Here is an 18,187-nt window from a genome sequence, read left to right as displayed (position 1 = left end):
AAGACATCATTATCTAATACATCTTGTATTTTCGCAACTTCTAAACCATTTTTATATGACCCAAGTCCTGATTTAGCGAGATATCGTTTACAACCTGCCATCAAGTACTTATGATATGGCTAACATGAGGTGGGAGTTGAAGGATTATCGATACAGTTCATTGTTATATGAACTAAATTCATCTGCACTATACCTTTCATAACCTCATGATTCAATTCAATATGTAATATTCATCTTTTATTATACTGAACTTTGGAGGCGAAGGAACATGAAAAACAAAAAGTGGTTGATTGCAGCAGGCGTATTTGGGATGGTTTTAACGGGATCAGCAGGTGTCTATGCAGGTACGCAACTGGAAACGATCAAAGCCTATCTGAATCACGGACTTGCCATTGAAGTAAACGGACAAAAATTCACACCGACAGGTGATCAGGGCAAAAAACTTGCGCCTATTACGTATCAAGGCAGTACATACCTTCCGGCTCGCTCCATTGCTGAAGCTTTAAATACAGAAGTGAAATATGACGCCAAGAATAATAAGGTAAGCATAGGTGCTTCAAGCTCATCAGGCGGGTCTGCATCCACTGGAAGCGGTCAATCCACATCTCCATCGACAGGTACGAACACACAAGCTCCAGGCGTGAAATCCAAGTACTTGCCAGCAGATTTCCCATTGCCTAAGGATGCAAAAGCGACCAGCTTGATTGAGAATGTTGTAGATGGAAACAAAAAAGTAGTGCTGATCTATACATCCAAGGAGAGTCTGAGCACTCTCGCTTCATCTTACAAAAACTATTATCAGAATAAAAACCTGACTCAAAACAGTGAGGATATTCAAGCTGACGAATTCAGCATTTTAGGTCGTGAGGAAGGCAAGTACGCTGTAACGATCACAGGTAACGCATCTTCAAGCGATAAGGATTTGAATGAAGTTACGGTCATCTGGGGAGAAGAATAAGCAAGTTCATATGTTTTCTAATTCTTAAAATAAAGCAAGCCGATATGCCTGTAATGATTCGTGATTACAGGCATATCGGCTTTTTGCGTTCAAAGTGCAGAGTATCCATGTAACAGTCTTTAGGTCAATCTTTTCGTTCAACTTCCATGGGAGGTTTACAGATACTCGTTAAACCACCCGACGATATGCTCTAAACGTCGCACCCTCAGATGTGGATTACCGGAGCGAGATAGTTCATGGTTGGCTCCAGGGAAACGAACGAGTCGGGTCGTTTGCTTGCGCCGTTTCAGTGCAACATATAATTGCTCGGCTTGCTCAATGGGACAGCGGAGATCCTGTTCGCCATGAAGGATAAGCAGTGGTGTCTGCATATTGCCCACATAAGCCAGCGGAGAATGTTTCCACAGTTTTTCCGTGTCTTCCCATGCATTACCGCCAATCTGATCTTCCGTAAAGAAATATCCAATATCACTGACGCCATAGAATGACAACCAGTTGCAGATGGAACGCTGGGTAACAGCGGCTTTGAAGCGGTTCGTATGTCCCACGATCCAGTTCGTCATGAACCCGCCATAGCTACCGCCGGTTACGCCCAGTCTGGATGGGTCAATGAAGGCATAATGGGACAAAGCATAGTCCACAGACTCCATCAGGTCTCGGTAATCGCCTCCGCCATAATCTTCCCGACAAGCATTCACGAACTGTTGACCATATCCTAATCCTCCACGCGGATTGAGATACATCACAGCATAGCCCTGAGCGACAAGGAGCTGGAACTCATGCATAAAAGTATAACCATACATCATATGCGGGCCGCCATGAATTTCAAGAATCGTCGGAACCTTGACACCATCAACGATGCCGTGAGGTTTCATGATCCACCCTTGAAGCTGTAGCCCATCCGACGAGTCAAACCAGAAGGTTTCTGGCGTACTAAGCCAAATGTCCTGTTCTAACTGCGGGTTACTGTTCGTGAGACGGACAGATTTGATTTCGGGGTTCCACGGTTGTTCATACAGATACAAGTCACCGGGATGTTGTGTATTCGCAACAGCCGCGACGATCTGGCCCTGTGCCAGCTCTGCAAACTGATAGATCTCGCATTCATCTGGCAAAATGTAATCGGCACCACTTCCATCTAATGCGAATCTAGCTATACGCACGCTGCCATGTATCGTAGCAAGACACAGAATGGAAGAGCCATCCCGTGAATATAGCGGACCTGTCGTGACGAGGTGAGAGCGCATATCACCAACAAGGTTATGATTCAACTGTACATCCCAATCTGCACTTAGGCATTCAGGTGTTCCACCCGATATCGGGAGTGTATACAACTTCGCCAAGGTAGCATTGCCATAAGAGCGGTCACTGGCGAGAAGGGCCAGAGATTGCGCGTCAGGTGCATAACTAAGCCGATAGAAGGTATATCCTTCCGGGGTTAGTTGCTGTAGATCTGATCCATCAGGTCTGGATGTATACACATGATTGGTCAATTTAAAGTCGCTATGATCCGCGCCCTCTTCAGGCATTTCAGTAATCCAGGCGATGCGTTTTCCATCCGGAGACCAAGCATAGTCCCCGATATCATAGTGACCCGTCGTAACAGGAATAGCCTCTGCGCTGATTGGCGCGATAACAAAGAGATGAGAGCGTTTGCCATTACATAATCCGCCACTATCCGATTTCATGCGAATTCGGTCCACGATGATTTCTTGAGGCAGTGAGTTTTCCTTATGATCTGTGTTGTAGCCTTCCGCGGACATTGAATCCGGTTTTTTATCTATCATTTCCACAGAAGACTTTACAAGCAGAGTCCCGCCATCTGGCGCCCATAAGAAGGAACTGACGCCATGCTGCAGGTGACTGATCTGCTGTGCTTCTCCGCCATCCGAAGCCATGAGCCATACCTGGGATTTTCCCTGCACTTCGCGTATAAAAGCAAGCTGAGCCCCATCCGGCGACCAAGCTGGGGAATGATCATTTTCTCCAGAAGTGAAAGGTCTGTCCTTTCGACTATCCAGATGAAGTAGTCTCAGGTGTGAGCGATAACCATCGTGTTTTTCATTTACTTGCCGGCTAACATACACCAGATGTCCACCTTGAGGAGAAGGGACCGGATCATTAACCCATGTAAGCTGGTACAAATCTTCCGATGTCATGCCACGTTGCTCGTTCATCGCTTGTCCTCCCACTAGTATTCAGATTGGATAATTTCCTAAGCTTTCCATTTATATTAACGGAAAGACAAGTACAGGACAACAACTTGCCGAATGGAATGACGTTAAGTTTTTTTACAAGGAAGGAATAGACGCACAGGAAATGTTTAGGCCTAGCCCGAATGGTTTAATGTACAATGCAATTCCTGTTTTGAACTGCACATGATTTAGTCACAAGAAGGAGGAAGTTATGCTTGAATACATCTTATGAACAGCATGTGGAATATCCGAGCAGGAAACGAATGGCTTTGATTACGGCAGGGGCATCGCTTTTTGTGAGTGCCGGATTCTTTCTGATGTTTGACCGATCTTCAGGTGCAGGTACTTCCATCATATCCAGTGTTCTTGGTCTGTTGTCTGTCCTCTTTTTTGGCACGTGTTTCTTCTATAGCCTGGTAAAGATGATCCGAAAAGAACCTTCCTTTGTCATTAATGAACAGGGGTTTGTCGATTCTTCCTCTTATACCTCAGGCGGGGCAGTGGCCTGGAGGGAAATTGAACATATGTTTATGTATGAGCTGATGGGGCAAAAAATGATTGGGGTTAAACTGCAGGATGAGAAAGCATTTATGGAACGTCATAACGGGATGAAGCGCAAGCTGATGGCGGCGAATAGCAATATGGTGGATGCAACCATCAGTATTGCGCAAAGTAGTATCACTTTGCCAATCGACGAACTGTATCTTATGATGATGAATCATTGGCAGCATGGTAAAGGCGGCAGGATTTACGTTTTGAACGGGAGGAAATAATACATATGGCTTAGAACGGCAGGTCTTTGAGACCTGTTTTTTTGTGTGCTCAAATAACAACTGAAAATAGGCTTTACAATACTAACTACCTAGTGTACTATGTAACTAACACACCGATACAGAAAGGAGCGAGAACATCTTGCCTATCGAATTTGATAACAATTTACCGATCTATCTGCAGATCATGCAATATATCAAACGACAGATTGTAACCGGCGCCCTCAAGGCAGGAGATAAAATTCCTTCGGTTCGTGAACTGGCTGCCGAACTGCAGATTAATCCAAATACAGTACAGCGTACGTTCCAGGAGCTGGAGCGTGAAGAAGTGGTTGAGACGAAGCGGGGTTTGGGCAGATATGTGACAAGTGAGGAGAGGAAAATCATGATGATCAAGAAAGAAATGGCCGGCGAATTGCTGGATCGTTTCCTGACCGGAATGCAAGAGCTTGGAATCGAAGAACAGGATATTGTGTCCATCGTGACGGATGCTTTGGCAGAAGGTAGTCAGAGGAAAGGAGAGGAGACACATGAGTAACATTCTTGAACTTAATCAGGTCAACAAGACATATGGGCGTAAACAGGCGTTACACAATGTCTCCCTGAATATTGCTCCAGGACGAATTGTAGGTCTCCTAGGTAGCAACGGAAGTGGAAAGAGTACACTAATGAAACTGGTCGCAGGTTTGCTACATCCCGCTAGCGGTAGCATTCAGGTTACAGGTAAGGCGATTGGACTGGAGACGAAGTCACTCGTTTCATTCATGCCGGATCGTCCGTTAACCGAGAAGTGGATGAAGGTTCGTGATGCGATCGCGTACTACCGTGATTTTTATGCCGATTTTGATGAAGAAAAGGCACGGGAGATATTGGAGTTTATGAATCTTTCAGTGGATGAGCGTGTTAGTCATTTGTCCAAAGGCATGAATGAACGACTGCAGTTAACACTGGCATTGTCTCGCAAGGCACGGCTCTATTTGCTGGATGAGCCGATCGGCGGCGTGGACCCGGTAGCCAGAGGTAAGATTCTGGACGCGATCGTTAAATTTTACGATGAAGACAGCAGTCTAATCATTTCTACACATCTGGTGAATGATATTGAACGCATTTTCGATGAAGTGGTCTTTATTCGGGAAGGCAAGGTAGTTATGCATGAGGAAGTCGAGACAATCAGGCTGAAGCATGGAAAAAGTGTGGATGAGATGTTCAAGGAGGTCTATGCAGAATGATGACATTGTTGAAGTATGATTTTAGAAGAAGCTGGAACACCCTGCTGGCAGGGCTAGTCATCCTGATTATTGTTCAACTGGGTCTGATGATATTTTTGTCCGGTGTCACTGCAAATGTGCTTGGCATCATGGCATACGTCGGAGCAGGAGTAGCCATCTATGTGAAGACGATAAAAACCTACGCTGCGAATATCCGCTCCTACAATCGTCGTCTGATCCCGGTCACGGGTCTGTCTCATGTGTTATCACCTATCATTTTTGGTACAATTTGCGGACTGGGCTTGCTGCTGATAGGCTTCCTCCACGCTTACCTCTACATTACGATGAAACTGGGGCTTGATCTGTCTGCTTATATTGGTGTCAACATAAGTGTAGCTGAGATATGGAGTACTTTGTTTTTTGCAGGTTGGATTGTTCTGTTTATGACGATCATGATCTTTTTCTCCATTAGTGTAGCGGGAACGTTCCGCTGGAAAACAGGCCCATGGATCGGGATTGTCACGTTCATTGTTCTGATTAACCTGCTTAGCTGGTTGGAAAATGTTATTTTTTCAGGAAAGTTCAGTCCGAATGATCTGTTTCAGTTCACCGAAGAAAGCACGGGTATCTCATTTTCAGCCAACGGTGTTATATGGGCGGATGGACGGTGGGGGACCACGGTGTTTGAAATGGCACTTGCCGCGCTTCTCGTATGGGGTATTATTTATATGAACACGAAAAAAGTGGAAGTCTGATCCCTGCTTTAGCAAAAGAATACAGAATGGATACAACGGGTGGCAGAGCTGCTCGTTTTTTCTTTTGGCAGAAATGAACGGATATATGCACCCTATTCCAGTTTGAATACGTAAATATATGTATAATAACCGCGAATAGGGTAATTAAAGATGGATTCGCATGATGAGCATCATTAGACATTACAACATCGGGAAGGGGAAAGCGATATGCAATTGTACTTCAGAGATAACTTTTTCAACGCCGGATATACGGAAATCATGAATGCCGATCAGGATCGGGCGGGACACCTGGATTTAAAAAGTGTATTTGGATCATCACTCGATGTATCGGATGAAAATGGCCTGGTCTGTAGCGGCAAATTCCGCATGTTGACGAATCGCTGGGACGTGACCGCAGCAGATGGCACACATCTGGGGGTGCTAAGAGCGAGATTCAGCTTTTTTAGCAAAAAGTATGAGTACGATGCGGGCTCACGTGGCATACATGATGTATCTGCTCCTGCATTTTCGCAGGAATATGATGTGACTGATGGATCGGGCCGCGTTGTAGTAAGCTTCCGTCGTACCAGCGGTTGGTTTAGTTCAGGAGCGTTTGTGCTGGATAATCAATCCGAATACTTGGACACTTATGAATTGGTTGCTGTGGTCATGGGCGTGCACGCGATTAACAAAAGACGGAACGCAGCCAGTAGCAGTAGTTCGTAGACCCGGAATGTATAGGGATGTAGCTCTCAAAATTACGTTCATCTACAAGGACGAAGTTGAGGCGATTGATCTGTTCCATGCCGATGGAGTAGCGGTCAGGTCAGATGAATGCCTACATCATTTCGTCCTTTTTACTGTGTATCGTGCATCCAACAGAGAAGATGAGATCGAGGAGTTTGCTAAGTGATAGCTCTTAAAGCGCTGGTTCGTGCTAATCACCTTGCGCAGCCGTTTCACCACCCGGCTGTATGGACTCGGAATGCGCATATCGTGCCAGTACCTTGGCAGCAGTCTCGGACATGCGCTCCTGCAGGGCCGAATGATCGATGATCCGAACACGTTTGCCGAGAAAACGCATTTTGGACAACACGTAATCGACCTCGTTTCGCGGAATCGTCAGCAGAATCCGGTAGATATGGTTTGCTTCGTTATATATAACCTCTCTCTCAAAGCAGGAGAAGGCATACAGTATTCGGGACAACTCCGCATTGAACTCAGGCAACACCTCGATGGTGATCGACGTTTTACGTTTTTCCGTGATCAGGGCGATGCTAGCTTTGTATCGTGATGCGGCCTCCGGTTTAATGGATCTGGCCTCAAGCTTGGTGATGCTATGCAGCTTGGTAGACATTAACCTGGCAAAGTGCGGGGCATACCAGAGCACATACCATTCCTTTTTGACCATGGAATATTCCAGTTTATACGGGAACCCGAACTGCTCCTGGCTTGTGCGTCCGCTACGGATACGACCTGTCATTTGAAAACCTTCACCGTTCAGGATCATCTGCCGTAACGGCCTCAGCAGGGGATGAGAGACGCTGCTCTCCTCACTTTTGGCTTTTTCCGTCAGGTAATCTTGCAGATTCAAGTGCTTTTCCCCGTCCAGCATATGGTTTAGTTTGGTCAACGTTGGCGGGCTTAGCGCTTCTTGTGCAGCCGGATGTTCCATCATCATACGAAGCCAGGCTCGCTCCTGCGAAGTCCAGGTGAACAGTCCGGTTTCATTCAGTCTCGTCATGATCTGGTAGTTGAACATTTTCTCGAACAGGTTCATAATACGCCGCAATCTCCTTCCATTCTTCGATCATTTCCTCACGTAGCTTACGCGGAGCCAGAATCTCACAGCTTGAGCCAAAACTGCGTAGCCAAGGTTTAATCTCTGTTGTTCCGTTGACCTGAATTTCATACAAAAAGCTATGATCCGTTTCGGGCGTTATGGTTCCCCATTGTCCTTGCAGCTGGACGCGATCCAGAATAAAGTTGCGTTGACCATCTCCCGGGTGGAAAAAGCGTGCTTGCACCGTTATGGTGCGGCCTGTATCGACAAGCCAGCTGTACTGGCTGATGTCAGCCCATTCTTTTTTCAATGCAAGCATATGCTCTTCTTCAATAGGCTGAAGCTCCTCCAGCTGGGTGATGCCCTCCATCCGAAACTTCACGAATCTCCGCCGACTCTGATAACCGATGACATACCAGCGCCCATACTGGTGATCATAAACGACTTCAATCGGGATGATCCGATTGGAGCTTCCGCCAGCCTCGCGTTCAAACTTTGGATTCGTATTTTGCGAGCTATAGCTGGACGGTTTCTTCGGTGAAAAATACTGAAACTGCACACGTCTTCGCTGACGGATCGCTCCAAGCAGGGTGTACAGATGGGCTTCGTCCAGAATGCGTGAGTAATAATGATACTTATAAATATATGGCTCCGTCGCTTCTTCTTGCGGATAACTGGCTTTAATTACTTTTTTCATACTATCCCGCAATAGATATCCTTGCACCGATGGAACCTGTGTGTTCGCCATCATATCAACGAAGTCGTATAACTCCAGCTGTTCTTCCGGGGTAAGCCGTGTCAGCACATCCTGCTGTAACGAATAACGATAAGGACGTCCGCCCGGCTCTTTACGAATAACACCGACTTCCTCCAAATACTTGAGATCCGAACGGATCGTTTTCTCATCCGGCAGGGCCAGTTCTTCCGGCAAATCGGCACAGCAGGCATCCAGTAATTCCATCGCGGTCAGAGCGGAGTCTTGAAGGGTATGTAAAATGACGGATAAGCGCTCCACTTCGGTTTCTTTCATGGATTTGGCACGGAAAAGAAATAGTAGCAGAGGCTCGGCAGACTCACCGTACTGGAAACGAACAAGGTCGGTCATCTCTGAGCCCATTTCACTGTCTGTGCGTTGATTGGTCAAGCTCTGACGAATATCTCGCAGCTTGCGCTGTGTTTTATCAAAGGTATGTACAGAGATGCCAAGCCGTTTGGCATACTGCTGACGGTTATATGCGCCGCTGGTCAGAGACAGCATACGCAGGAACTGAATTTCTTTATCAAAGCTTTCTTTAGCCATGTGTCTCACTCCCGATTGGACTATGTATTTTTCATTGTATCAAGATAAACGCCTGTTTTCATGGCAAAGTTGCTTGAAATTGTTCTAAGTTACGTCAATTCACGCCAAGTTACTGCAACTCACTCTAATTCACACCAAGTCGCCATACTTTCACCATGTTCGTGGTTGATGGTTTCCATGCATAATAAGGATGTGAAGCGGGGCAGTGAATTAGCTCGGCTGATCTGATTTCCGAGGCGCCTGGGAGGGTTACTTCGACTGTTAATCGACCAGGTCGTTGGTTCGAATCCAATCGCCGCCGGTTATGGCGGTGTAGCTCAGCGGTAGAGCAGGTAAAACCTTCCCCCTTTTTCCTCGGAAACCTTTTATTAGAAACGAAGAAACGTTGACCAACAACGTTAGATGTTCCACATAGATGAAGCACAGCATTTTACGCGTAGGGAGGTTATGTGCGATGAGTAGAGCCAAATCATTATTTAATACACCTCAATCTGTAGTACATAATCATGATGGATATGCAACTTATGAGCGATTGGTCGAGGAACAATATGTACAGATGTTGACGACGAATACGCTTAACAATACGTTTTATGCGGATGAACAACAGCTGATGCAAGAAGCGGGGAGCAGCCATCAGGAGATGGCGGAACTGGATGCAAACTTCATGGCGAAGGCTTTGGTATATGCTCGAAATGAAGGTTTCATGCGGCTTCAGCCTTTGTATGGGCTCGCCGTATTGTCCAAGATTAATCCGGAGCAGTTCGCAAAAGTGTTTGCTCATGTAGTGAAGACGCCAGCGGATCTGGCCGATTTTCTGACCATCCTCAGAGGAAGCGGGCGGGGAGAGGGAGGGCGCGCAGTGAAACGTCAAGTCAATCAGTTCCTGAACGAAATCAGCGAATACTGGGCCATAAAATACAATGGACGAGGGCGTGGATACAGTCTGGGAGATATGATCGCTACTGCACATCCTAAGCCAAAGGATGAGAAGCAACAAGCTTTATTCCGTTATTTGCGGGGGCATGAGACCAGTCTGGTGGACCTTCCGCAACTTCAGGCACTGGAGAAACTAAAAACGACACGTAACCCTGCCAGTCAGCTTCACCAGATTGAAAAAGGGAAACTACCTTATTCGGTCGTGACCTCGATCCTTCAGCCGACGCGTCCGATTTGGGAAGCTTTGATGCTCCAGATGCCGATGTTTGCGCTCCTGCGTCATTTAAATGCGATGGATCGTGCCGGAGTTTTTGCCAAAAAGAAAAATATCGCTTACGTCACGCGTCGTCTGACGGATGCCGAGGCACTGCGTCAATCGCGGATATTGCCTTTTCGCTTCGTCAAAGCGTATGAGATGGTTGAGCGGTCAGAACTCCGGGAAGCGTTGCAACAGGCCGTGGAGCTATCCGTGCACAATCTGCCACGGTTGCCGGGAAGAACGGCTATTTTCCTTGATCGCTCAGGCTCAATGCAGGGAGACTACCTACGTATCGGTTCGGTGCTTGCACTGGCGCTATACAAACGAACTGAGGGCAACTCCTTGTTCTGGTTGTTCGATCAACAGGTCGAAGATGCCCGCCCCAAGCTGGACGAGGGTATTCTGGCGCAGGCATATCGAATTCGTGCACAAGGCGGAACCGATACAGGAAGACCTGTACGAGAGCTAAGAGAGTCTCAAGAGATGGTGGATCGCATCATTATGATTACGGATGAGCAACAGAATGAGGGGAGTCCAATGTATGCCGAGTTAGAACGATACCGACGCGCCATGAATCCGGGGCTGCAGGCATTCATTGTAGATATTACCCCTTACCGGCAGGCCATGGTTCCGCCGCGGGATGGTCAGACTTTTTACATCTATGGCTGGAGCGAAGCCGTACTGACATATATTGCAGAGACAGCAACAGGGTATGAGACGATTGCCGAGCGTGTGCGAAAAATAACACTTTAAATCAAGGCAGAGAAAGGGGATCCCAGATATGACCGATGTAGATCAGGCGATGAGAGAGATCATCGCGAAGCAGCTAACGCAGATCGAGCAGGAAGAGCAAGTTCGCATTATTTATGCCTGTGAGTCAGGCAGCCGGGCGTGGGGATTTCCTTCGCAGGACAGTGACTACGATGTGCGTTTTATTTATGTCAGACCGTTGGAGTGGTATCTGTCGATTGAAGATCAACGGGATGTGATTGAACGTCCGATCAGTGACCAGTTGGATATTAACGGATGGGATATACGCAAAGCGTTGAAGCTGTTCCGCAAGTCCAACCCGCCGCTGCTGGAGTGGTTACAGTCCCCGATTCAATATGATGAGCAATATAGCGTAGCAGGGCAGATTCGGAGTCTGTCGCCGCTAACGTTTTCACCGAAATCATGCTTGTACCATTACCTGAACATGGCTAAGGGAAACTTCCGTGATTACTTGCAGGGCGAGCAGGTGAAGATCAAAAAATACTTTTATGTGTTGCGCCCTTTGCTGGCCTGTGGCTGGATTGAACGTTATGAAACCATGCCGCCGATGGCTTTTGACAAACTCGTTGAGACCTTGGTTCCAGCGGGCACACCTCTGTATACGGAAATTCATGATCTGTTACGCCGGAAAAAAGCCGGAGACGAACTGGATATGGAGCCGCAGCTTCCGGCCATTCAAGCGTATATTACGGCTCAAATTGCACATGTAGAGCAACTGGCTACCGAGATTCAAGGACAAGCGACTGTGGAGATTGAGGTCTTAAATCGGATATTTCAATCAGCTGTACAAGAAGTTTGGGCATAAATGAATGGATGGGATTAGAACTCACAAAATGGGTTGAAGATCAACGAAAGGAGGAGAAGATATGCATTTGATTCTAAAAGCAAGTGGAGTGAACGCAGGGGTTGTATCCCATCTGCTCGCCAAAAATCCGAATAATGTGTATGACCGGACAGATAAAGGTGTGCGTGTTCGGATGGTCTACACCAAAGCGAGTGAGCAAGAGACGGAGGTGTTGATTCATGCCGAGCCTGATCTGGTCGATCTCGTTAGAGGCACACCGGATGGATATGATATCACACAATACATCAATGACCGTGAGTTTGTGACCAGCAGTTTATTCTGCTCTTACATACGGAATGCGCTGGGCACAGCTCTGAATGGCAAACCGAAGGAAGACTATGTGCGATGGGTGGATCATGCCTTTGAACTGGAGCTGAAGTTTGGCCCGGTTGCCTCTGATCTGCCTGACCGTGTGGTGGAGGAGTTGTTCTCCTGTTTGGGATATGACATTACTGTGGAACGGGGAGAGTCGGCGTATTCGTTTGACCTGAAAAATCGAAGTACAGTTCGTCACATCACCCTGCGAGGTAAGCAAACGATACAACAGGCTTTACGTCAGCTATTTCTGCTCATTCCGGTGCTGGATAACTACAAGCATTATTTCATCAGTGAAGATGAGATTGATAAAATCAACCGTTATGGTGAGGGCTGGTTAGACTCCCACCCCCTTAAGGGACTTATCGTTAGGCGTACGCTTCATTTTGCCGAACTGATTCGGACGTATGAACGTCAGCATGGCGCGTTGGATGATCGGCCTTCACGATTAGAACAACAAGCTGAGGAAGCAGAAGGTGATCTGAAAAAAACATTAAAATCGGAGTCGGCAATATCCAGGCATGAGGATAAGAATCCGAATGCAGACACAGTTCAGGCCACAAGTGCAGATCGAGCTGATGACTCGTCCGAAATACCTGCACGATTAAATGATCTACGTTACCGCGCGATCACGGACATTGTGGATTCTTTGCCTGAAAAACGCCGTATTGTGGACATGGGGGCAGGTGAGGGGAAGCTGTCTGCACGTCTCGCTTATATTCCGGGAGTGGAATCAATCCTTGCTGTTGAGCCATCGGGTCAATCACGTTTGCGGGCGATGGAACGTTTCGCCAAAATGCAGGATCGGGCAGGGGTTCAGGCCATGCCGGAACCGATGCTTGGTTCTCTGTTTTATTTTGACGAGCAGTTACAGTATCAGGATGTCATGATCTTGTGTGAAGTGATTGAGCATATTGAGGCATATCGTCTGAATGGCATTATGGAAACGATTCTGAAAGAGTATCGGCCGCAAGTGCTACTGGTTACTACTCCGAATAAGGAATATAACGAAGTGTATGCGATGGAGCAAGAGCAGTTCCGTCACCATGATCACCGCTTTGAATGGACACGGGAGGAATTCAATGGCCGATGTGCGGAGTGGGCAGAGAAAGGCAATTATGCTTACGAGATCAGGGGTATTGGTGAGGAAAAGGAAGGCTACGGAAAGCCGACACAATTGGCTGTGTTCACACGGGGAAAGGAGGAGCATGTATGAGAAACGAAAGGCAAACAGGTGCGGGTGATCACAAGCGTTCGCACAACGGAACAGATGGAATGCAGCGACAAATCGCAAGCCATACGCAGGATAGACAGCGAGAGATTCAACTGCCGCATACAGGCATCGTAGTGCTGATTGGTCCATCGAACAGCGGAAAGAGTACACTGCTTGCAGAACTTGTGGAAAAGGATGTCATCCGCGCTACCGAGATCGTCTCGTCCGATCAGTTCCGCATGTTGGTAGGCGACGACGAGTATGTGGAATGGAGGCATCGGCCTCGTAGTGAAGCGGATGTGTTGTATGCAGATTACCAGCAAGTATCGGCCAAAGCATTTGAAGCGATGGAAGCCATACTCGCCACACGTTGTCGTCTGAACAAGCTGACCTGGGTGGATGCGACTCATCTGTATCCCGAGGATCGCGGACGGTTAATCGAGCTGGCACGCAAATCCCATGTCCCTGTTATCGCGGTAGTACTGGATGTACCGGAGCATGTATTACTTGAACGTGATGATCAGCGTAAACATCCGCGTGGCCGTCAACGCGTAAAACAACAGGCACAGCAATTCAAACGTACGCTGCGTGCGATCCGTGATGAAGGATTCGATGCCAGTTATGTGCTGAAACATCCATATCCTGTGACCTTTGTACGCACAACGAATCCGTTGATGTTAGACATGGGAGCGGGGATTGATATCATTGGCGATATCCACGGTTGTTATGATGAAATGATAGAAGTTGTTCAACGTCTGGGATACGTCGCTGAACAGGAAGATGGCCTGATGCGCCATCCCGAAGGGCGGAAGCTCGTTTCCGTCGGGGATGTAAGCAGCCGTGGACCGGAATCGTTAAAATGTTTGCTTTTCTGGCAACAACACTGTTTCGCAGGTCTTGCTTATATGGTTGACAGTAACCATGGCTGGAAAATTGCACGTTATCTGGACGGCCGTGATGTCACCTTAAGTCATGGGGATGAACGGGTGGAAGCTGAATTGCTCCAGCTTGAACAGGAACAAGGCAGTGAAGAGGCCAAAAGGGTATGGGAATCGTTGAAGCATTTTCTGCTGAATGCACCTTCTCATCTAGTGTTTACACGGAATGGAGTAAGACAAGTGGTTGTCGCCCATGCCGGGATACGGGACCATTTTATCGGCAAACAGTCCAAACGCATTCAGGATTACTGTCGATATGGCGATGTGGAAGGAACGGATGATAAGGGCCGGCCTGTACGTAAAGACTGGTACGTGGATCATACGTCCGGTGAATGTATTGTCTGGGGACATGATCCAAGGCCATACCCTACGATTGTGAATGATACGGTGAATATCGATCAGGGTGTTGTGTTTGGCGGTATGCTCACGGCGTGGAGAATGCCGGAACGGGAGAGTGTTAGTGTACCGGCGAAGCAAGACTATGCCCAAGATCCAGACAGTCCGTTGAAACGCTGGAATCAGCAACGGTTTGCACCGCCCAACATCCGCAAGTTCAAGGACGGTTTTACCGTTCAGACGGGTTCGCGGTTGAATGTCGCTGTGCAGGGAGAAGTGGCGCAGACGGCACTGGATACCTTTTCTCATTTTACGGTGCCACTGGAGGAACTCGTCTATATCCCGCCAACGATGAGTCCACCGCCGGGTGAATGTTCGGTAGAAGGTTTTATGGAGCATCCGCGAGATGCATTCCGTTATTATCGTTCTCAGGGCGTGACCCGTATGGTAGCAGAGAAAAAACATATGGGTAGCCGAGCGATACTGCTTCTGTTCCGCGACGAACAGGTTGCATCGCAGCGAGTAGGCAGACCGATGTTGGGGAGCATCGTGACACGTACAGGCCGATCCTTTTTTGATCCCGATAGAGAACAGAAGGTGCTCACCAGATTACATGCAGACTTGACCGTAAGTGGTTATTTTGAACGGTATTCCACCGAATTTGTATTGCTGGATGCAGAGATTGTACCTTGGAACCTGAAAGCGCGGGAGCTTATTGCATCTCAATATGCGCATGTCGCTGAGGCAGCGCAGATGGATCGCAGCATTGTGATGGACAAAATTCGCGAGGCTATGAGCGCGGGCCGCCACGTTGCGGACTGGTTACAGGAAACAGAGGTTAAACTGGCGAATGCGCAGACATTCCGGGATGTGTTCCAATATTATTGCTGGGATGTGCAGGATATTGCTGACATTCGCATTGCACCGTTTCATACGCTGGCTCACAGTACGGGAACCTTCTGGGAGCGTACACATGAGTGGCACATGCTACAAAACCGTGAGCTGGCTCGGTTGTCGTCGCTGATGATGGAGACGGAATACCGGATTATTGCGGATGAAACGGATGAGGAAGAGGTCATTCGCTGGTGGGAGGAAATGACGGCTGAGGGACATGAGGGGATCGTCATCAAACCGGAGACATTCCGCAGCTGGAATGGTAACAAAATGATGCAGCCTGCGCTCAAAGTTAGAGGACGTGCCTATTTGCATCTCATCTACGGCATGGATTATTTGGCTCCTGAGCATGTGTCCCGTCTTCGCAAACGTAAAACGTCCAAAAAGGAGCGACATGCTCTACTTGAAAGTGCTTTGGGCATGGAAGGGATCGAACGTTTTGTGCGAGGAGAGTCCGTAGAACGAATTCATGAATGTGTGCTCGCCACATTATCGCTGGAATCGGAACGCGTAGATCCACGTTTATAGGTCGTGGTTCATGAACGAACTTGAAAAGGAATGTAATTGGATGATTTTCCATCCAGTTCCATTCCTTTTTTGCGTTGTACAGTTTTATCGGTATATACCGTTTGTGCTTCGCTTTCTTTCTTTGTTTGGTGAAGCCTGGTGTTGGTGTTTTTGTATACATAGCAACTTTACATGCACCGATAGTAATGGTGAGTTTTCCAATAAAAGGACTCAGAAAGGAAGCGAAGACCATGTTTAAACGGGTAGAAAATGAATTGGAGTTTGCCATGTTCAATGGGATATGGACAACGGTATGGAATGAGAAAGGATTTGAGTTTGAGTTCTCAGAGGTGTTTCTGGAAAGATATGTGGTGGTTACGGAGGAAGGCCATTATGTAGGTTCGATTGAAATCAAACCTTACGCCGAAGATAGTTCCATGAACGAAATCGGTCCCTTCCTGGAGCATCCATTGATTCAGGCAGAGATGGGGCATATTGCAGAGATCGATAAACTTGCTATTTTATCTACCTTTCGGGGGCGATATGTTACTGATTTATTATCTGCGATCGTTCATTATGCAGAGAAGCACCAGATTAGTTATTATGCCATGTTACTTGAACCGGTGCTGATGAGAGCTTTGCGCATCTCTTACCATGTGCCGATTCAGAAAGTCGGGGGAAGAGTATTCTATAAGGGGGAGGATGTGATCCCATCTATTGTGAATGCTCGGGAAGTATATATGAATAAGGAACGGTTTACATGGCTCATTGATCCAAGACATAATGTGATAAAAAAATACAAATAACTTCATATAACAACATTTATTCGACATTATTTTTGTTGTGTTTAGTGTATATTTTCATTAAAGTCGCTATTTCAGCGACTTTTTTTCGTTCCCAGACAACAGTGCTTATCTCAATATATAAATTGCTTTATGGTATAATAACGAGTTAAGAACAGGAATTTTTTGGTCAAGACGTTTTTTTTCTAAAAGTGACGGGTTAAACTCTGGATGAAATGATAGGGTGATCGGGATGAGAAGACTTGAGTCTGGTATGTCAGTGGACAACGAATGTTTTTCTGATATTTTAAGGTATGAAAACGAAACGATAAGCGGAACGACCGTAACAAACTCGAATGTTGGTTCGCCTATATTCTGGAACTGCACGCTGCATCAGCTTGTATTTGATACCTGTGATCTTACGAATGCGAGATTTTTTGAAGGTAGCACAGTGGATCAATGTACATTTATTCGGTCCGACTTGCGCTCTGTTGGCATTGGCAAGAACGAAGCCGTGTTCACCAATTGTGAATTTACCTCCTGTGATCTGAGGGGCATGACATTGGAGAATGCTACGTTTATCGACTGTACCTTTGTTAAATGTAGATTCAATGATCGGATTTTACAAGCAGCAAATATCGTCAATTGTTCCTTTACCGGCAAGTTAGTGGATATTACGTTTGAGGGAAATGGCAAACAGAAGTTAATCGTCAATTTAGAAAACTGCATCCTTGACGGTGTTCGTTTTGTAGGCTGTGACCTGACGCAATGTATTCCGCCGAAGTCCAAAAACCATCTGTATATGGAACAGGTATCTGCACGTGTGAAAAATGCTTTAATGAAGATTGATGATGACCTTGATCTATCTGATGATGATCGGAAAATACTGGTACGCAGTCTGCGCAAGCTTGACGGTATGGAACAATATATTTTTAACACGGCACATATGAAGAAAATATATGGTGATGTTTTTGTTGAGCGATTTTTCAGTAGTCTGGAATCAAATTAGTTGCATGGTATGATGAAAATGGAGGCCTAAGGGCCTCTTTTTTTGTAGCAAAGATGGGATTATGGAATCAGTCTAATAAACCAAAGCCCTATATCTAATCTTTCTATTCTAGGTAATAATTATAAGAGGATTGAATAGCATTGGAATCTCACTACGTAACGAGGGGGTAACCTGTATGGCGTCATTGATTTTGCTGGTGAAACAGACGGAGGACGATGAAAAGGTTATTTATCGATTCGGACCGAATGAGCGGAAGATGGGACTCATTGAGATGAACAAGATCAAGGAAAGTGTGAAGGAACTAGAGCCTGTGCAAGTGGATGGAATCAGTCCCAGCTTTTTTTTCAATAAGGCAGCTCAGTGGCTGGTAAGATGTTTGTTCAGAGAAGGCGGCAAGTTTCCAGACCGAACCACGGTTGAATCATAGTCTTTCGT

17 protein-coding genes and 1 tRNA gene are annotated in these 18,187 nt (G+C 46.8%); 15 read left to right on the top strand and 3 right to left on the bottom strand.

What is annotated here, in order from left to right; genetic code table 11:
* The first annotated feature begins 268 nt into the window (after window positions 1–268).
* Window positions 269–958: a stalk domain-containing protein gene (locus J2T16_RS18050; protein ID WP_154890726.1), complete on the top strand. Its 690-nt coding sequence runs from the start codon at window positions 269–271 to the stop codon at window positions 956–958.
* A 155-nt stretch (window positions 959–1,113) separates the two neighbouring features.
* On the opposite strand, the gene J2T16_RS18045 is transcribed toward J2T16_RS18050, so the two are convergent.
* Window positions 1,114–3,135 (bottom strand): prolyl oligopeptidase family serine peptidase, encoded by a 2,022-nt coding sequence (locus J2T16_RS18045; RefSeq protein WP_499018952.1) that lies wholly within the window; start codon window positions 3,133–3,135, stop codon window positions 1,114–1,116.
* Between the two features lie 233 nt (window positions 3,136–3,368).
* Here J2T16_RS18045 and J2T16_RS18040 point away from each other — a divergent pair, with 233 nt between their 5' ends.
* The 6 genes from J2T16_RS18040 to J2T16_RS18015 all read left to right on the top strand — a co-directional run bounded on the left by J2T16_RS18040 (window position 3,369) and on the right by J2T16_RS18015 (window position 6,778).
* On the top strand, window positions 3,369–3,926 hold the full coding sequence (locus J2T16_RS18040) for an STM3941 family protein (protein WP_221787704.1): 558 nt from the start codon (window positions 3,369–3,371) through the stop codon (window positions 3,924–3,926).
* A gap of 139 nt (window positions 3,927–4,065) precedes the next feature.
* A complete protein-coding gene (locus J2T16_RS18035; protein WP_336120956.1) occupies window positions 4,066–4,461 on the top strand; it encodes a GntR family transcriptional regulator in 396 nt (131 codons plus the stop codon).
* Window positions 4,454–5,152, top strand: a complete 699-nt coding sequence (locus J2T16_RS18030; protein ID WP_336120955.1) for an ABC transporter ATP-binding protein — start codon at window positions 4,454–4,456, stop codon at window positions 5,150–5,152. The genes J2T16_RS18035 and J2T16_RS18030 overlap by 8 nt, the downstream gene beginning before the upstream one ends.
* Window positions 5,149–5,886 (top strand): hypothetical protein, encoded by a 738-nt coding sequence (locus J2T16_RS18025; protein WP_336120954.1) that lies wholly within the window; start codon window positions 5,149–5,151, stop codon window positions 5,884–5,886. The genes J2T16_RS18030 and J2T16_RS18025 overlap by 4 nt, the downstream gene beginning before the upstream one ends.
* Before the next feature lie 207 nt (window positions 5,887–6,093).
* Entirely contained in the window at window positions 6,094–6,591 is a 498-nt protein-coding gene (locus tag J2T16_RS18020) for an LURP-one-related/scramblase family protein (RefSeq protein WP_336120953.1), read from the top strand.
* A 7-nt stretch (window positions 6,592–6,598) separates the two neighbouring features.
* A complete protein-coding gene (locus J2T16_RS18015; protein ID WP_221787709.1) occupies window positions 6,599–6,778 on the top strand; it encodes a hypothetical protein in 180 nt (59 codons plus the stop codon).
* Between the two features lie 24 nt (window positions 6,779–6,802).
* Here J2T16_RS18015 and J2T16_RS18010 read toward each other — a convergent pair whose 3' ends face one another.
* Both J2T16_RS18010 and J2T16_RS18005 read right to left on the bottom strand, forming a co-directional pair.
* Window positions 6,803–7,645 carry a WYL domain-containing protein gene (locus J2T16_RS18010; protein ID WP_221787711.1) on the bottom strand — a complete coding sequence of 281 codons (843 nt, stop codon included), beginning with the start codon at window positions 7,643–7,645 and terminating at the stop codon, window positions 6,803–6,805.
* Window positions 7,593–8,948 (bottom strand): helix-turn-helix transcriptional regulator, encoded by a 1,356-nt coding sequence (locus J2T16_RS18005; protein WP_221787713.1) that lies wholly within the window; start codon window positions 8,946–8,948, stop codon window positions 7,593–7,595. The genes J2T16_RS18010 and J2T16_RS18005 overlap by 53 nt, the downstream gene beginning before the upstream one ends.
* Before the next feature lie 201 nt (window positions 8,949–9,149).
* Here J2T16_RS18005 and J2T16_RS18000 point away from each other — a divergent pair.
* The 8 genes from J2T16_RS18000 (at window position 9,150) to J2T16_RS17965 (ending at window position 18,179) form a co-directional block, all read left to right on the top strand.
* Window positions 9,150–9,249 (top strand) — tRNA-Asn (locus J2T16_RS18000).
* A gap of 153 nt (window positions 9,250–9,402) precedes the next feature.
* Window positions 9,403–10,896, top strand: a complete 1,494-nt coding sequence (locus J2T16_RS17995) for a TROVE domain-containing protein (protein ID WP_336120951.1) — start codon at window positions 9,403–9,405, stop codon at window positions 10,894–10,896.
* A gap of 28 nt (window positions 10,897–10,924) precedes the next feature.
* A complete protein-coding gene (locus tag J2T16_RS17990; protein WP_221787716.1) occupies window positions 10,925–11,719 on the top strand; it encodes a nucleotidyltransferase domain-containing protein in 795 nt (264 codons plus the stop codon).
* Window positions 11,720–11,780: 61 nt separating this feature from the next.
* Entirely contained in the window at window positions 11,781–13,289 is a 1,509-nt protein-coding gene (locus J2T16_RS17985) for a 3' terminal RNA ribose 2'-O-methyltransferase Hen1 (RefSeq protein WP_499018950.1), read from the top strand.
* 59 nt (window positions 13,290–13,348) lie between these two features.
* Entirely contained in the window at window positions 13,349–15,982 is a 2,634-nt protein-coding gene (locus J2T16_RS17980; RefSeq protein ID WP_499018987.1) for a polynucleotide kinase-phosphatase, read from the top strand.
* Between the two features lie 230 nt (window positions 15,983–16,212).
* Window positions 16,213–16,767 (top strand): GNAT family N-acetyltransferase, encoded by a 555-nt coding sequence (locus J2T16_RS17975; protein WP_090917803.1) that lies wholly within the window; start codon window positions 16,213–16,215, stop codon window positions 16,765–16,767.
* A 229-nt stretch (window positions 16,768–16,996) separates the two neighbouring features.
* Window positions 16,997–17,752: a pentapeptide repeat-containing protein gene (locus J2T16_RS17970; protein WP_499018949.1), complete on the top strand. Its 756-nt coding sequence runs from the start codon at window positions 16,997–16,999 to the stop codon at window positions 17,750–17,752.
* A 175-nt stretch (window positions 17,753–17,927) separates the two neighbouring features.
* Window positions 17,928–18,179, top strand: a complete 252-nt coding sequence (locus J2T16_RS17965) for an RNA-binding protein (protein WP_090917806.1) — start codon at window positions 17,928–17,930, stop codon at window positions 18,177–18,179.
* Window positions 18,180–18,187: the final 8 nt, after the last annotated feature.

The organism is Paenibacillus intestini (assembly GCF_030803945.1).
Lineage (GTDB): Bacteria > Bacillota > Bacilli > Paenibacillales > Paenibacillaceae > Paenibacillus > Paenibacillus polysaccharolyticus.
Note: the sequence above shows the minus strand (reverse complement) of the source record. Positions and strands in the feature narration are given on the sequence as shown.

Excerpts from the sequence above, each read along its gene's own strand:
- J2T16_RS18005 (WP_221787713.1), bottom strand. The coding sequence starts at position 8,948 with ATGGCTAAAGAAAGCTTTGATAAAGAAATTCAGTTCCTGCGTATGCTG.
- J2T16_RS17975 (WP_090917803.1), top strand. The coding sequence starts at position 16,213 with ATGTTTAAACGGGTAGAAAATGAATTGGAGTTTGCCATGTTCAATGGG.
- J2T16_RS18030 (WP_336120955.1), top strand. The coding sequence starts at position 4,454 with ATGAGTAACATTCTTGAACTTAATCAGGTCAACAAGACATATGGGCGT.
- J2T16_RS17980 (WP_499018987.1), top strand. The coding sequence starts at position 13,349 with ATGCAGCGACAAATCGCAAGCCATACGCAGGATAGACAGCGAGAGATT.
- J2T16_RS18045 (WP_499018952.1), bottom strand. The coding sequence starts at position 3,135 with ATGAACGAGCAACGTGGCATGACATCGGAAGATTTGTACCAGCTTACA.
- J2T16_RS17965 (WP_090917806.1), top strand. The coding sequence starts at position 17,928 with ATGGCGTCATTGATTTTGCTGGTGAAACAGACGGAGGACGATGAAAAG.
- J2T16_RS18025 (WP_336120954.1), top strand. The coding sequence starts at position 5,149 with ATGATGACATTGTTGAAGTATGATTTTAGAAGAAGCTGGAACACCCTG.
- J2T16_RS18015 (WP_221787709.1), top strand. The coding sequence starts at position 6,599 with ATGTATAGGGATGTAGCTCTCAAAATTACGTTCATCTACAAGGACGAA.
- J2T16_RS18010 (WP_221787711.1), bottom strand. The coding sequence starts at position 7,645 with ATGAACCTGTTCGAGAAAATGTTCAACTACCAGATCATGACGAGACTG.
- J2T16_RS17995 (WP_336120951.1), top strand. The coding sequence starts at position 9,403 with ATGAGTAGAGCCAAATCATTATTTAATACACCTCAATCTGTAGTACAT.
- J2T16_RS18050 (WP_154890726.1), top strand. The coding sequence starts at position 269 with ATGAAAAACAAAAAGTGGTTGATTGCAGCAGGCGTATTTGGGATGGTT.
- J2T16_RS18020 (WP_336120953.1), top strand. The coding sequence starts at position 6,094 with ATGCAATTGTACTTCAGAGATAACTTTTTCAACGCCGGATATACGGAA.
- J2T16_RS17990 (WP_221787716.1), top strand. The coding sequence starts at position 10,925 with ATGACCGATGTAGATCAGGCGATGAGAGAGATCATCGCGAAGCAGCTA.
- J2T16_RS17970 (WP_499018949.1), top strand. The coding sequence starts at position 16,997 with ATGAGAAGACTTGAGTCTGGTATGTCAGTGGACAACGAATGTTTTTCT.
- J2T16_RS17985 (WP_499018950.1), top strand. The coding sequence starts at position 11,781 with ATGCATTTGATTCTAAAAGCAAGTGGAGTGAACGCAGGGGTTGTATCC.